The organism is Flavobacterium esculini, from assembly GCF_048284325.1.
GTDB lineage: Bacteria > Bacteroidota > Bacteroidia > Flavobacteriales > Flavobacteriaceae > Flavobacterium.
Genome location: NZ_JBLVPI010000005.1, coordinates 180,678 through 195,114, shown reverse-complemented (window position 1 = coordinate 195,114; position 14,437 = coordinate 180,678). Strand labels below are relative to the sequence as shown.

Annotated in this window: 13 protein-coding genes and 1 tRNA gene; 4 read left to right on the top strand and 10 right to left on the bottom strand. The window is 32.7% G+C overall.

What is annotated here, in order from left to right; genetic code table 11:
* Nucleotides 1-2: 2 nt before the first annotated feature.
* The 5 genes from recQ to aroB form a co-directional block, all read right to left on the bottom strand.
* The gene (recQ, locus tag ACNQGG_RS06620; RefSeq protein WP_417962349.1) at nt 3-2,114 is read right to left on the bottom strand and encodes a DNA helicase RecQ; all 2,112 of its coding nucleotides are present in this window, start codon (nt 2,112-2,114) and stop codon (nt 3-5) included.
* Nucleotides 2,115-2,197: 83 nt separating this feature from the next.
* Entirely contained in the window at nt 2,198-2,608 is a 411-nt protein-coding gene (locus ACNQGG_RS06615) for a DNA primase (RefSeq protein ID WP_417962347.1), read from the bottom strand.
* Between the two features lie 9 nt (nt 2,609-2,617).
* Nucleotides 2,618-3,589 (bottom strand): deoxyhypusine synthase family protein, encoded by a 972-nt coding sequence (locus ACNQGG_RS06610; protein ID WP_314897938.1) that lies wholly within the window; start codon nt 3,587-3,589, stop codon nt 2,618-2,620.
* 92 nt (nt 3,590-3,681) lie between these two features.
* A complete protein-coding gene (locus tag ACNQGG_RS06605) occupies nt 3,682-5,082 on the bottom strand; it encodes a type III PLP-dependent enzyme domain-containing protein (RefSeq protein ID WP_417962345.1) in 1,401 nt (466 codons plus the stop codon).
* 289 nt (nt 5,083-5,371) lie between these two features.
* Nucleotides 5,372-6,439 (bottom strand): 3-dehydroquinate synthase, encoded by a 1,068-nt coding sequence (aroB, locus tag ACNQGG_RS06600; protein WP_417962344.1) that lies wholly within the window; start codon nt 6,437-6,439, stop codon nt 5,372-5,374.
* Between the two features lie 92 nt (nt 6,440-6,531).
* Here aroB and ACNQGG_RS06595 point away from each other — a divergent pair, with 92 nt between their 5' ends.
* Entirely contained in the window at nt 6,532-7,701 is a 1,170-nt protein-coding gene (locus ACNQGG_RS06595; protein ID WP_417962342.1) for a proline dehydrogenase family protein, read from the top strand.
* Nucleotides 7,702-7,792: 91 nt separating this feature from the next.
* Here ACNQGG_RS06595 and ACNQGG_RS06590 read toward each other — a convergent pair whose 3' ends face one another.
* On the bottom strand, nt 7,793-9,580 hold the full coding sequence (locus ACNQGG_RS06590; RefSeq protein ID WP_417962340.1) for an ABC transporter ATP-binding protein: 1,788 nt from the start codon (nt 9,578-9,580) through the stop codon (nt 7,793-7,795).
* A 210-nt stretch (nt 9,581-9,790) separates the two neighbouring features.
* Between ACNQGG_RS06590 and ACNQGG_RS06585 the strand changes: the two genes are divergently transcribed.
* From ACNQGG_RS06585 to ACNQGG_RS06575, 3 genes are all read left to right on the top strand, one after another.
* A tRNA-Val gene (locus ACNQGG_RS06585) sits at nt 9,791-9,865 on the top strand.
* A 278-nt stretch (nt 9,866-10,143) separates the two neighbouring features.
* On the top strand, nt 10,144-10,353 hold the full coding sequence (locus tag ACNQGG_RS06580) for a hypothetical protein (RefSeq protein WP_417962339.1): 210 nt from the start codon (nt 10,144-10,146) through the stop codon (nt 10,351-10,353).
* 29 nt (nt 10,354-10,382) lie between these two features.
* Nucleotides 10,383-10,559, top strand: a complete 177-nt coding sequence (locus ACNQGG_RS06575; protein WP_417962427.1) for a PepSY-like domain-containing protein — start codon at nt 10,383-10,385, stop codon at nt 10,557-10,559.
* Nucleotides 10,560-10,799: 240 nt separating this feature from the next.
* On the opposite strand, the gene ACNQGG_RS06570 is transcribed toward ACNQGG_RS06575, so the two are convergent.
* The 4 genes from ACNQGG_RS06570 to ACNQGG_RS06555 form a co-directional block, all read right to left on the bottom strand.
* Nucleotides 10,800-11,732: a transglutaminase gene (locus ACNQGG_RS06570; RefSeq protein WP_417962337.1), complete on the bottom strand. Its 933-nt coding sequence runs from the start codon at nt 11,730-11,732 to the stop codon at nt 10,800-10,802.
* Nucleotides 11,733-11,753: 21 nt separating this feature from the next.
* Entirely contained in the window at nt 11,754-12,620 is an 867-nt protein-coding gene (locus ACNQGG_RS06565) for a substrate-binding domain-containing protein (protein WP_417962335.1), read from the bottom strand.
* Complete coding sequence (locus ACNQGG_RS06560) at nt 12,620-13,147, bottom strand: GNAT family N-acetyltransferase (protein ID WP_417962333.1); 528 nt, start codon at nt 13,145-13,147, stop codon at nt 12,620-12,622. Before ACNQGG_RS06560 ends, ACNQGG_RS06565 begins: the two co-directional genes overlap by 1 nt.
* 125 nt (nt 13,148-13,272) lie before the next feature.
* Entirely contained in the window at nt 13,273-14,397 is a 1,125-nt protein-coding gene (locus tag ACNQGG_RS06555) for an SDR family oxidoreductase (protein ID WP_417962331.1), read from the bottom strand.
* Nucleotides 14,398-14,437: the final 40 nt, after the last annotated feature.

Below are 14,437 nucleotides of genomic sequence, written 5' to 3'. Positions count from 1 at the left end.
TTTTAAAGTACAGCGTTTTCTTTTTCTAGTATAGCCAATGCCAATCGGATTTTTCCGTAATCTATTTGTTCTTCAAAATAATCAAAATATGGTTTTAATGCATTGGGAGATTCAAGTTTTATTTGTGCTTCAGCAATTTGAGACACTTCCTCTTTTGAAATAAACGGATCTAAATCAATGGCAACTCCATCAACATATAATTTGGCTAAATGTGACATAATCGTACTTAATCCTAATTTTCGCTTTTGAGAAATTTCTTCAACAGATAATCCGTTTTGGTACAATTCTAATGTTTCTTTATACGTTGTGGCTTCTTTCTTTTTTTTGACCACTTTAGATTTTTGAAAATCAATGATGGCTTTTATAAAAGCATCACCATATTTTTCCAGTTTTGCTTTCCCAACGCCATCAATTGCCAGTAACTCCGTATCACTTGTAGGTCTTTCTGTTTCCATTTGGTGCAAAGCCGCATCACTAAAAATAACATATGCAGGCACTGATTCTTCTTTGGAAATTTCGTAACGTAGTTTTCGTAACGTATCAAATAATGAATTTACAGTAGATTTTCTTTTTGTTTCTTTGACTTCTTGTTTCTCAATATTGATTTTTTGGACTGTGGTCAATTGTACTTTCTCTCCTTCAAACAGTACTTTTTTTGCAAATGCAGTCAGTCTAATTTTGTTTTGCTGATGAAAAGCAATTTCGCAATAACCCAAATTGATCAGTTGAATTAAATATTGATTCCAATCAAACCAGGAAAGGTCATTACCAACGCCATAGGTTTTAAGATTTTGATATTCTTTTTCGTAAATATAGGCGTTTTTTGAACCACGTAAAAAGTCAATGATTACAGGTAATGGTTCCGTTTCCTGCAAGCGAATAATCGCCGATAATGCTTTTTGGGCAATAATAGTTCCGTTAAAAAAAGATGGTGGGTTTTTACAAATATCACAATTCCCACAGTTTTCCGTAACGAGTTCTCCAAAATACGAAAGCAATATTTTTCTGCGACAACTCAAGGCATCTGCATATTGCTTCATTCTTTCGAGTTTCGCCAGTTGTACCTCTGCATTTAAGCCTTGGGAAGCAAATTTTTGTAATTGGATGACATCGCCATAGCTTTCAAATAGTACCGTTTCAGATGGTAATCCATCCCGACCAGCACGACCAATCTCTTGATAATAACCTTCTATGTTTTTTGGTAAATTATAATGAATTACCCATCGAACATTTGATTTGTCAATTCCCATTCCAAAAGCTATTGTTGCGCATACTACCTGACAATCATCATTGATGAACTCGTCTTGGGTTTTGGAACGAATTGTATTGTCTAAACCAGCGTGATAGGCTTTTGCATTGATACCGATTTTCTGTAATTTTTCGGCAAGCTCTTCCGTTGTTTTTCTACTTAAGCAATACACTATTCCTGATTCGTTTGGCTTTTCCTGGATAAAATCAATAATCTGTTTTACCCTGTCTAAAGCGGGACGAACTTCTAAACTTAGATTTTTTCTATCGAAAGAAGCTACAAATATTTTAGGATTTATTAGATTTAATTGTTCGCTAATATCCTTACGTGTAGCCTTATCGGCAGTTGCAGTTAAAGCTAAGATTGGAGTAAAAGGGAAGCGATTTTTTAGATAACCCAAATTAGTATATGCTGGACGAAAATCATGTCCCCAAGCCGAAATACAGTGTGCTTCATCAATTGCGATAAGGCTTATCGTTAAACTATTGAAAATAGTGTCAAGATAAGAAAGACTTTCAGGAGCAATGTAAACTAATTTTATTTGGTTCGTTTTTAAGCTTTCTATATAAAAGTGGCGTTCGGCTTCAGTTTGGCTGCTATTTATAAAACAAGCTTCAATGCCATTCGCTTTCAAACTATCGACTTGATCTTTCATCAAAGCAATTAATGGCGAAATTACGATTGTTATTCCTGGCAAAATTAAAGCTGGCAATTGAAAACAAATTGATTTACCGCCGCCGGTAGGCATAATAGCCAAAGTATCTTGACCGGAAAGTACACCATTTATTATGTCTTCTTGATTGGGTCTGAATTTTTCAAAACCAAAGTTTTCCTTTAGTTTGGCATGTAAAATTTGTTGGGTCATTTTGGCGTGTATTTTGAATCCTAAATTAATAAAAAAAGGAACTCGTTTGGGAGTTCCTTTTTATTTTCATCTAAGACTTGAATTTAATCTTCGTCATCCTCATCGTCTTCGTCAGATATATCTTTATCTTCGATATCGTCGTCGTCATCTCCGTCATCTCCTGTGTCAGAATCTGGTTTGTCGATAGCATCGTCATCATCGTCATCATCGTCTACTGAATCATCATCGTCAAGTTCTAAACCGCTTATTGGTTCAACAACTGCATCGATATCATCATCTTCATCATAATTTTCAATCCTGTCTGCTAATTTTGTACTGACTTTTACTAAATAAATGGTGTCTTCCGTACGTACTTCGACAGCTTCTATTAATTCATTTTTAGCATTTCTAAAACGGATAATGTTTGAATCATCATATCCTTCAGGAAATTTTTCTACCAAAAGGTTCAAAATTTCATTTGTAAGTTTTGCGTAATCAACTATTACTCTTTTCATAAAGTTATTCTATAAATCTAATAAATATGCGAAAATTAAAGGTGCTACAATGGTAGCATCGGACTCAATAATAAACTTAGGAGTTTTTATATCTAATTTCCCCCAAGTAATTTTTTCATTCGGTACCGCTCCAGAATAAGAACCATAACTGGTTGTAGAATCTGAAATCTGACAAAAATAACTCCAAAAAGGAATGTCATGCATTTCCATATCTTGGTATAACATTGGTACAACACATATTGGAAAATCTCCTGCAATACCTCCACCAATTTGGAAGAAACCTACGCCGTTAGTACTATTTTTTGGATACCAATCTGACAAGAAAACCATATACTCAATACCTGATTTCATCGTAGATGCTTTTAATTCACCTTTGATTACATAGGATGCGAATATATTCCCCATTGTGCTATCTTCCCAACCTGGTACAATAATAGGTAAATTTTTCTCGGCAGCTGCATACATCCAGCTGTCTTTTAAGTCAATTTCGTAATATTCTTCAAGAACACCTGAAAGTAACATCTTATACATGAATTCATGTGGAAAATATCTTTCCCCTTTATCATCAGCATCTTTCCAAATTTTATAAATATGTTTTTGCAAACGACGAAATGCTTCGTGTTCTGGGATACAAGTATCGGTAACTCGGTTTAAACCTCTTTCTAATAAATCCCACTCATCTTGAGGAGTTAAATCTCTATAATTTGGAACTCTTTCATAATGAGAATGAGCAACTAAATTCATGATGTCTTCTTCAAGATTTGCTCCTGTACAAGAAATAATCTGAACTTTGTCCTGACGAATTATTTCTGAAAAAATCTTTCCAATCTCCGCAGTACTCATAGCACCAGCCATACTCACCATCATTTTTGCACCGTTGGCTAGTTGTTGTTCATATGCCTTAGCCGCGTCAACTAAAGATGCAGAGTTGAAATGCAGGTAATGCTTCTCGATAAACTGACTGATTGGTCCTTTGCTCATTTTTTTAAATTTAAAGATTTAAAAATCGTAACATTGAATTGGTATTTCAAATTTAACGAATTTTTAAATTGACTAATTGTATAATTAATAATTTATTTTTTGTCGTAACCTAATATTTTTAAAACATCTTCGGAAGTTTGTTGTTCTGAGAAAACCTCAGTTGCCAAAATTCCATTTTCATCTCTATCTATTAGTATGTGTTTGGGTTGAGGAATCAAGCAATGGTGTAAACCGCCATATCCACCTATAGTTTCCTGATAGGCTCCGGTATTAAAAAATCCAATATATAATGGTTTTTCTTTGTTGTATTTTGGCAAATAGATAGCATTCATATTTTGCTCTGAATTGTAGTAATCATCACTATCACAGGTCATTCCGCCTAATAAAACTCTTTCGTAGGTTTCATTCCAACGATTTACCGCAAGCATGATAAACCGTTTGTTTATAGCCCATGTATCTGGTAAAGTTGTGATAAAAGAGGAGTCAATCATATTCCATTTCTCTCTATCATTTTGTTGCTTTTGATACAAAATCTGATAAATTGCGCCGCCACTTTCGCCAACAGTAAAGGAGCCAAATTCTGTGAAGATATTTGGAACATCAACTTCTGCTTCATCACAGGCAATTTTTATCTGATTGATAATCTCGTCAATCATGTATTGGTAATCGTATTCAAATGCCAGTGAGTTTTTGATTGGAAAACCACCACCGATATTTAATCCATCTAATGTAGGGCATTCTTTTTTTAATGCAACATAAACTTTGATACATTTTACCAATTCATTCCAGTAATATGCATTATCATTTATGCCCGTATTGATAAAAAAGTGCAACATTTTAAGCTCCAATTTTTTATTTTCTTTGATTTCTTTTTTATAAAAAGGAACTATGTTTTTATATCCAATTCCTAATCTTGAAGTGTAAAATTCAAATTTAGGTTCTTCCTCGGCAGCAATCCGAATTCCAATTTTGAATTTTCCTTTTATTTGGCCTTGAAGTAAATCCAATTCCTCGTAATTATCAATAATTGGAATAGCATTCTTATGTCCATTATTTACTAATCGAGCTATATTGTCAATGTATTGATCTCTTTTAAAGCCATTACAAATAATATAAGTGCTTTTGTTGATTTTTCCATTTGCCAATAAATTTTCAACAATATTAATGTCAAAAGCAGAAGAAGTTTCAATATGAATGTTATTTTTAAAAGCTTCATTCATTACAAATTCAAAATGAGAACTCTTTGTACAATAGCAATAATAGTATTTCGCCTCATATTTGTTTTTTTCCATCGATTTACGAAACCAGCTTTTGGCTTTGTTAATGTTATTGGAAATTTGAGGTAAATAAGTAAATTTTAATGGCGTACCATATTTCTCTACTAGTTTCATCAAATCAATATTGTGAAACTGAAGATTATCTTTGTTTAAAGTAAACTCTTCTTGTGGAAAGTAATAAGTTTGATTTATTAAATCAGAATATTTTGTATTCATTTGGTTTTTAGGATTTTAGATTAAATACACGTAAAAATAATTAATCTAAAATTCAGACTCTGATATTTGCATAAATTATTTGAAGCTTTTCATTGTCTGATTTCAAATATTGAAAAAGATCAAAACTAAAGTTTCCTTTAATAGAATAAAAACGTTTCAATATTCTTAAAAAAGACATATTGTTTCGGTTTTTCTTAGAACTATAATTTCTCTTGTTTTGATTTTTTTTCATCTCAGCAAATGTAAAAAATATTATATACGTAATGCAATCCTTTTTTATAAAAAATAATTAAGATTTATAATCTAGAAATGCTTTAAGAATTAATTCATTTTCAACTGATTGATTGATTTTTATGTTTCCGATGCTTTCGATTAATGCAAACTGGATATTACCGTACTCATTTTTTTTGTCGTGAATAAGCAATTCTAAAATAGGTTCGATATCATTTTCTTCAAAAATAATATCGTCGTATATCGTCTTGATAGTTGATTTTATTTGGAAATATTCTTCCTGATTGATTAAATTTTTATGCAAAGAAATATAGCTTTCCAATATCATTCCAACAGCAATTGCTTCTCCGTGCAATAAAGTAGTTTTGTTTTCATTCTCCAGAAAATAGCTTTCAATGGCATGACCAAGCGTATGACCAAAATTCAATGCTTTTCGAATGTTTTTCTCAGTTGGATCTTGTTTGACAATTTCATTCTTTATTTCTACAGAACGATATATTAATTCGTCAAAATCAGCAAAATCAATAGCTTTCAAATCTAGAAATTGCTCCCAATATTCTTTGTCATATATCAAACCGTGTTTCAGCATTTCGGCAAGACCGGAACGCATTTCATTTTGCGGCGATGTGTTAAGATATTGTGTGTCAATAAGAACCATTTTAGGAACATTGATAACTCCAATTTGGTTTTTTAAATTTCCTAAATCAACACCATTTTTTCCACCAACAGAAGCATCAACCATGGACAATAGTGTAGTAGGGATATGAATAAAATCAACTCCTCTCTTGAATGTTGAAGCGACAAAACCACCTAAATCAGTAACAACACCGCCACCTAAATTAATCACTAGGCTTTTTCTGTCAGCACCAAGTTCAGTTAATACATTCCAAATTTGAACACAAGTTTCTATATTTTTATTGTGTTCTCCTGCTTCAAACTCAATAATTTCAATAGTAAGATCCGTTTCTAAAAAGGGTAGGAATTTTTGTAAACAAAATTCATTTGTATTGTTGTCTACAATAATAAATAGGTTAGAATACTTGTTCTCTTTTAAATGAAGGTTTAATGCTTCGTATCCTTTTTCGTTGAAATGAATAGGGTAACTGTTGGCTTGAATTGATTGCATCTTTATTGATTAATTGAAAGGGCAAAATAAGGTAATTTTTGGGGAATATTATTCAAAACTCTATCTATATTTGTACAAAAATATCACAAAAAATGGAAAAAATATTCAATAATACACAAATTGCATTTGCATTAAAAAGCGATACCGAACTTGATAGAGCTTATTTTCTTTTCAAAATGATTGATAATCAGCCTTTAGTTCGAATAGGAACGGCGGTTACTAATTTTGCATTGAAAGCAAATCTTCCTGTTGAAGGTTTAATTCGCGCTACCGTTTTTGACCATTTTTGTGGCGGAGTAAATGAGGTGGACTGTCTTTCTGTAGTGGACAAAATGTTTACCAAAGGTGTCTCATCTGTATTGGATTATTCTGTGGAGGGTAAAGAAGAAGAAGAACAGTTTGATGCCGCATTGGAAATGACTTTAAAAACGATTGAATTTGCCAAAGAGCGTAAAGCAATTCCTTTTGCAGTCTTTAAACCAACTGGGTTTGGACGTTTTGAATTGTATGAAAAATTAGGAGAAAAACAGCCACTAACTGCTGAAGAGCAAGCGGAATGGAATAGGGTAGTGGAGCGTTTTGATTTGGTTTGTAAAGATGCTCATTCTAAAAATGTAGCACTTCTAATTGATGGTGAAGAAAGTTGGATGCAAGATGCCGCCGATGATTTAGTTACCGTAATGATGCGTAAATACAATAAAGAAAAGCCAATTGTTTTCAATACGCTGCAAATGTATCGTTGGGATCGTTTGGATTATTTGAGAAAATTACACGAACAAGCTAAAAAAGAAGGATTTTTAATTGGAATGAAATTGGTTCGTGGGGCCTACATGGAAAAAGAAATTGCACGTGCTGAAGAGAAGGAATATCCATCACCAATATGTGCTTCAAAAGAGGCTACAGATGAAAATTATGATGCGGCAGTGCGTTACATGGTCGAACATTTAGATACGATGTCTATTTTTGCAGGCACACATAATGAGGCCAGCACTTATACTTTAATGGAATTGATGCAAGAGAAAGGTATTAAAACAAACGATGACAGAATTTGGTTTGGTCAACTCTACGGAATGAGTGATAATATCAGTTACAATTTAGCCGCGCATGGATATAATGTTGCTAAATACCTGCCTTTTGGCCCGGTTAAAGACGTGATGCCGTACTTGATTCGTCGCGCCGAGGAAAATACTTCTGTTGCTGGGCAAACCAGTCGGGAATTATCAATGATAAAAGCGGAGCGCAACAGAAGAAAAGGGAAGTAAAAATCAGTGTTCAGTTTTTAGTACTCAGTTAAATCCATAAAAAACTCCATTCGCTAAAATGGAGTTTTTTTATGCGAAACATTTATGAAGTTTAAGAATTGCTAAACTGTAAATTACTTAAATTCTTATACATGCCATTTTCTAAAGTAATTAGTTCCTGGTGTGTTCCTTGCTCTGTTATTTTTCCATTATCAAGAACTAAAATTTGATCTGCGCTTCGTATAGTAGAAAGACGGTGCGCAATAATGATACTTGTTCTTCCTTCCATTAAAATTTCTAGTGCTTCCTGAACTAGTTTTTCACTTTCGCTATCTAAAGAAGAGGTGGCTTCATCAAGAATCAATATACTTGGATTTTTTAGCAACGCTCTTGCAATGGCAATACGTTGTCTTTGTCCACCAGAAAGTTTAATTCCTCTTTCCCCTACAATAGTTTCAAATTTTTCCGGAAAACTTTCAATGAAATTTAAAGCATTGGCTTGTTTTGCTGCAAGAAGAATTTCTTCCTCAGTAGCATCCGGTTTTCCGTAGGCAATATTTTCTTTGATGGTTCCGCCAAATAAAATCACATCTTGCGGTACAATACTCATATTTCCTCTAAGATTTTCTAAATCATAATCATAGATATTTTTCCCATCCACCAATATTTCCCCGCTGTCAATATTATAGAAACGCAACAATAAAGAAGCGATAGTTGATTTTCCAGTTCCACTCGGACCTACAATCGCTATTTTTTGACCATAATTAGCTGTGAAGCTGACATCTTTCAATACTTTGATTTCTTTTCTCGAATGATAACTGAATGCTACATTCTTGAAAGTAACATTCCCTTTTATTTTGTGGGTAGCGGATGCATTTTGGATTGAATTGATTTTTTCAGGAGTTTCATCTAATAATTCAAAAACACGTTCGGTTGCACCAATTGCCTTTTGAATTTGGGCATAAAGTTCGGCAATTCCTCCAAAAGAAGCACCTACAAATGTAGAGTACAATACAAATGAAATTAATTGTCCTACGCTCATCTCTCCGCTAATGCTTAGACGAACGCCAAACCAAACTACGGCAACAATGGCTCCAAAAAGACAAAAAATAATGAATGAAGCAAAGTAACCTCGGTATTTTCCACCTTTAATAGCTATTTTAACCACTTCTTTTATTTTACCATTATAACGAGCGATCTCGTACCATTCATTGGCGAAAGCCTTAACAATAGTGATTCCTTGCATCGTTTCTTCAACAATAACCTGACTTTCGGCAACTTTATCTTGAACGTTTTTCGAATATTTTCTGATAAATCGTCCAAAAATAACTGCAGCAACAGCGACAAGCGGAACAACAGACAACATCAACAACGTTAATTTGATACTTTCATTTGCCAGTAAAAGGACACCGCCAATAATTAAAATGAATTGTCTTAAAAATTCGGCTATAGTGGAGGTTAAAGTATCTTGTATTTGCGTTATATCAGAACTAATTCTACTGTTCAATTCACCCACACGCTTTTGTGAAAAGAATGACATGGGCAACTTTACCAAGTTACTATACAGTGCTAATCTAAGATTGGCTAACGTATGCTCCGTAAAATTAACAAATAAAGACAATCTAAAAAAAGAGAAAATAGATTGAAAAAATAAAATAACAACTAATCCCAAGGCAATATAATTAGCCTGAGCATTATCTTTATTTTTGACACAATCGATAAGCATTCCCATTAGTTTAGGGAAAGCTAGTGCGGTTGCACCTGTTAGTAGTAAAAAAACTAAACCTACATAAAATTTCCAACGATGATTTCCTGCATATTGAAATATAAGAGTTGCTTTAGTAAGTGAACTTGCGGTAATTTTTGATTTTGGTAAATCATTTTCTTTAAACCTTGCCATTATTTATAATTTATGTCACAAATGTAAGACTATAACGAGTCAATACAAAAAAATAGTCTGGTTTCGTCCTGTATTTAAAGTGCTATTAGAGAGTGTGAAAGAGAATTATTGTTTTATTTTATTTTATTTTTTTAATATTTCACTTGTAAATACGATTTCTAGATGTATATTTGCACTCGCATTCATTTATGATAGCAACCTAATAAAATAGGGCGATTAGCTCAGCTGGTTCAGAGCACCTCGTTTACACCGAGGGGGTCGGGGGTTCGAACCCCTCATCGCCCACAGATCAGATCCGTAATTATCTAAGATAAAGATTTTTACGGATTTTTTATTTTCCATTATCCCGAAATTTCCAAAAAAAAAATGTTAGTTTAATTATCCGTTTTCGCGATTTTCAATCCATTAACGAGATTAAGTTTTTATAATTATCTTCCTGTTCATCTGTGCTTACGCGTATGTATAAAAAAATCACCCTAAAAACTAAAGGTTTCTTAAATTGATTTGAATGCATTTTTACTTATCGTAAATTAGCAATACGATAAAGTTAAAATACATAAACCATGAAAAGGAAAATTATATTTGTCGTATTATTACTGAGTTTTATAATATCGGTCAACGCTCAAAAGAAAATAGAAACCACTGAATTACCAAAAGCTGCCCAGGATTTTCTGCAAAAATATTTTAGCCATACATCAGTTAAAATCGCCAAAAAAGATCCAGAACACGGTAAAAAAGGCTACGAAGTCAAGCTCAAAGATGGTACCAAGTAGAATTTTGGAAAGGTGGTTTCTACCGTGAGATAGATGGTGGTAACAAACCTATTCCAACCACATTCATTACTGAATCAATCAAAGATTATGTGGTAAAGAATTATCCGAATGAAAAAATCACGCACATTGATTATGGACACAAAGACCTCGATGTGGATTTAACGAACAATATTGATCTAGAATTTACCAAGGAAGGAAAATTTTAAAAGGAAAAAAACAAACAAAAGAAAAATAATGCTGCTGCTGTAAGTGCTAAGCACGTTATTGCCATATATTAAAAGCGCTACTCTTTTTATTGTAAATGACAAACTTTATGAAGCAGTAAATACATTTCAAAATAATCCTTTTAAAGTTGGTTACTTAAAATTTTGAAAAATGGGGTTATATAAATTACAAAAACACACATTAGAAATAATACTCTTTTTATGGAATATATAATTTAGGGATTAATCCAATGTTAATGCACCCAGGATTTCTTCGGATAAAAAAGGGCCTCCAGGATATGTAGCAGTATAATCAAGGTTTAACCAAACTTGTCCTCGCTCGTCTATGTGATAATGAAGCTGTTTTTTATTACTTTCATTTGCAAACAGAACATTCTTAACAAGAAAGTTTACTTTTTCTAAATCAATGAGAGAACCTATTAGTATTTCGGGATAAATGTGGCCCTTTGTGTGAATTAATCTAGGAGTTCCGCCAATCGATTTTATACTTGCTGCCATTAAAATAGAATGATCATCACAATCTCCTGAAAAGTATAGTAATGATTCACTAGCAGTTGCAATATAATCTCCTTCTTTTGGATCACTCACATAATTCCATCGGTGATTAATTTCTTTAAACACTGCAAAACATTGAATAATGGTTCTGTAATCAGAATATCCTTTTAAGTTTTTGAAATGCTTTGAGGTAGCCATAATCGCAAAATTCCTGATTTTTGGATTTTGGTATTCAATGGCATTGATGATTTTTGATTTATTAGGAAACGGAAGGAGTTTGGCAATGATTATATCCTGTGGATATGGATTGTCAGACATGGAATACATCATTGAATTATAATCTTCAAAAACGCTGTTGAAACCATAGTTTCCAATAGTAGAACCATAAATCAAAATTAAAAAATAAAAGATGATACAAAACAGTATAATCGTTCTTAGGAATCGTAGAATGATTTGGATAACAACAATTATCAATAAAAACAAAACTACTCTGTCGATATTCAGAAACCAATTTGGATTAATTAAATTTTGATGTACAATTATAAAAACTGGAATAGCAATCAATATGTTCAAAACAAAAATAATAACATCATCCCAGGGTTTTTGAACCTGAAATTTCTGTTTAATGCCCTGAAAATTGATTTCTTTTATTTTTATCATAGTAAAAATAAAAACAGCAATCTAGACTGTTTTTACAATATCCTCAAAAGTACCTTTTTTATCGATAATTTTAAGTTGAAATAGTTGATTTTGAACTTTGTTTAACATTTTTTCTACTAATGGTTTTTGCGACCATTGTGTTAACGACAGCCATTCCTGTATATCTTCTATTTTTTGATTGTAATTTGACGCTAAAGTTTTGTCAATACTTGGAATATCTTTAAATTCTTTAGTTGTTTGATTGATGATTTCTAAAATTTTAGAAATGATTTTTGGATCTTTTTCTAAAACTTCATCCCGAACAGCAATTACAAAACATGGCCAAGGCGTAGGACAATCAGCAATTCTGCGGAAAATTCCTTTATCAACAAGTGGTTTTGTCATAAAACGTTCCCACATAAAATAATCAGCAGTTCCATTGGTCAAAGCTTCAACTGCACCATCAATGGTATTTACAATCTCAAACTGCAGATTATCTGTTTTCCATCCCGAATGAAGTCGGGATTGATTATCAGCATTGACATACGCCATTAATTGTGAACCGGAACCTAATCTAGAAATTGCCACTTTGGTATTTTCTAAATCGGATAACGTTTTATAATTGGATTTTGCAGCTACGTGAATTCCCCAAATTAAGGGACTTTCTACATAAACCTGAACAATTTTACTTGGATTTCCGGCAACGATATCTTTTACAATTCCTTCGGTTAGGATTACAGCAATATCAGTTTCACCATCACGAAGCATTTGGCACATTTTTCCGGTTCCTTCGGGAACGTCAGTCCATTGCAAATCGATATTTTGTTTTTCGAAATCTCCGTTTTCGATGCTTAAATGCCAAGGAAGATTAAAATGTTCTGGAACTCCAGCTATTTTTATTGTTTTCATTATAGGTTAGGATTTTTTAATTCATACCAATTCCAAGAAACACCGGCTTCCATATATTGTTCGGTCATTTTCAGCCCAATTTTTTGTAATATTCTATTTGAGGCGACATTATCCGTATGTGCCGCAGCATCCATCACTTTTATTTTCATTACATTAAAGCCATAATCCAACCATGCAAAACTAGCCTCACTGGCGTATCCTTTGCCCCAGAATTTTTCGTTTAACCGATACCCAATATCATAAAAACCAACTTTGTTATTTACCATTTCGGTGTTGTATTTTAATCCGGCCCAACCAATTAATTCATTGGTTTCTTTCAAAATAACTACAAATCGTCCAATATTATTTTGGATGTATTGTTCTCTAACAATCTCGATATACGAATGTACTTCGCTAATATCTGTCAATGGTTTGTTCCAAAGATATTGATGCACCTTAGGATTACTATCCATTTCATATAAAGCTTCGGCATCTGAAAGTAGCATTTTTCTTAAAATCAGTCGGTCGGTTTCTAAAATAAGATTCATGTTTTACTAAAAATTTGATGGTTCCACGATTTAGCCCTGATGGAAACGTAAATCCTATTGTGCCGGTCCCGAAGCTTCGGGACGGCGCAATAGATTGCAGTGTACAGCAGGAATTAGCTCCTAAATCACACATTAATATCTTTAAAATTATTCACTCTTGCATAACGAATCATATTGGTAAACGCTTCTTGGTCCAGTTTTGGTATTTCAAGAATTGAGTTTAATAAAGTGGTGTCATATTCGTTGGCGGCGGTGGTGAAATAAGGACTTAAATGTTTGCCGATACTTTCATAATACAATTTTTCAATGACATTTTTGTATTTGAAGTCTAATGGATTTTGTATTAAAGTAAAATTGGTGTAACCCACTTCCTTCATAATCAATTGCAAACCTTTTACCATATTGAAACTTTTAGTATTTACAATATTAAGCTGTTCAATATCTTCTCTTTCGAATGTATTTACAATCACTTTTGCCACATAATCGACAGGGATAATGTTCAAAACTGTTTCTTCATTGATGATAAAACGGACATTTTCTTGTTCGCCTTTTCGTTGGGAAGTAAAGTGAAAGAATTTTGCCAACAGATAAAAAACCATGTATTTTGGAATGAAATATTGGTTTTCGGTTCCTAACATTTTGCCTCCAATCACACTTGGGCGAAGAATTTGAAAGGGTAATCCTATTTTTTTACATTCTTGGGCTATAAAATTTTCCGAATGGAATTTGGCATTTTCATACGCATTGCGGTGCTCGGGTTTGAAACTTAAACTATGAAAATCATTAGCAATTAATCCTTTTCGGATTCCTGATGAAAAAGCAGTTCCTATGTATATGAACTTTTTTATAAAGGGATGAAATATAGTGAAAAGTGATTTTGTGATTGTAGTATTTTCATCGAAAATTTTCTCCCGTTGCAGTTCATTTGTAGATAAATTTACGTATCCAGCCGAATGAATAAAATAAGCACCTTTTATTTGGTTTGAAAAAGTATCTTGAATTGAAGCCAAATCAGTATCAATGATTTCAATATATTCGTGTAGATTTGACAGCCCTTTTTCTTTTATGATTTTAGGGGTGTAACTGCTGGATAAGAGTTCATTTATTCTATTTAAAGCGGAGTTATTTCCTTTATTTCGTGTAATAAGAAAAAGTTTTCCTTCAATTTTATTATTGATAAAAAGTTCCAGAATTTCATACATTATATGAGAACCTAAAACTCCTGTAGCACCTGTAAGTATTATTTTCATTATTTAATTGTTCTAAAAGCAAAGGTAGCTTTAAATACTA

What these genes read in the sequence shown, in the direction of transcription:
- recQ (WP_417962349.1), bottom strand. Translation starts at nt 2,114, where the DNA reads ATGACCCAACAAATTTTACATGCCAAACTAAAGGAAAACTTTGGTTTT.
- ACNQGG_RS06615 (WP_417962347.1), bottom strand. Translation starts at nt 2,608, where the DNA reads ATGAAAAGAGTAATAGTTGATTACGCAAAACTTACAAATGAAATTTTG.
- ACNQGG_RS06610 (WP_314897938.1), bottom strand. Translation starts at nt 3,589, where the DNA reads ATGAGCAAAGGACCAATCAGTCAGTTTATCGAGAAGCATTACCTGCAT.
- ACNQGG_RS06605 (WP_417962345.1), bottom strand. Translation starts at nt 5,082, where the DNA reads ATGAATACAAAATATTCTGATTTAATAAATCAAACTTATTACTTTCCA.
- aroB (WP_417962344.1), bottom strand. Translation starts at nt 6,439, where the DNA reads ATGCAATCAATTCAAGCCAACAGTTACCCTATTCATTTCAACGAAAAA.
- ACNQGG_RS06595 (WP_417962342.1), top strand. Translation starts at nt 6,532, where the DNA reads ATGGAAAAAATATTCAATAATACACAAATTGCATTTGCATTAAAAAGC.
- ACNQGG_RS06590 (WP_417962340.1), bottom strand. Translation starts at nt 9,580, where the DNA reads ATGGCAAGGTTTAAAGAAAATGATTTACCAAAATCAAAAATTACCGCA.
- ACNQGG_RS06580 (WP_417962339.1), top strand. Translation starts at nt 10,144, where the DNA reads ATGAAAAGGAAAATTATATTTGTCGTATTATTACTGAGTTTTATAATA.
- ACNQGG_RS06570 (WP_417962337.1), bottom strand. Translation starts at nt 11,732, where the DNA reads ATGATAAAAATAAAAGAAATCAATTTTCAGGGCATTAAACAGAAATTT.
- ACNQGG_RS06565 (WP_417962335.1), bottom strand. Translation starts at nt 12,620, where the DNA reads ATGAAAACAATAAAAATAGCTGGAGTTCCAGAACATTTTAATCTTCCT.
- ACNQGG_RS06560 (WP_417962333.1), bottom strand. Translation starts at nt 13,147, where the DNA reads ATGAATCTTATTTTAGAAACCGACCGACTGATTTTAAGAAAAATGCTA.
- ACNQGG_RS06555 (WP_417962331.1), bottom strand. Translation starts at nt 14,397, where the DNA reads ATGAAAATAATACTTACAGGTGCTACAGGAGTTTTAGGTTCTCATATA.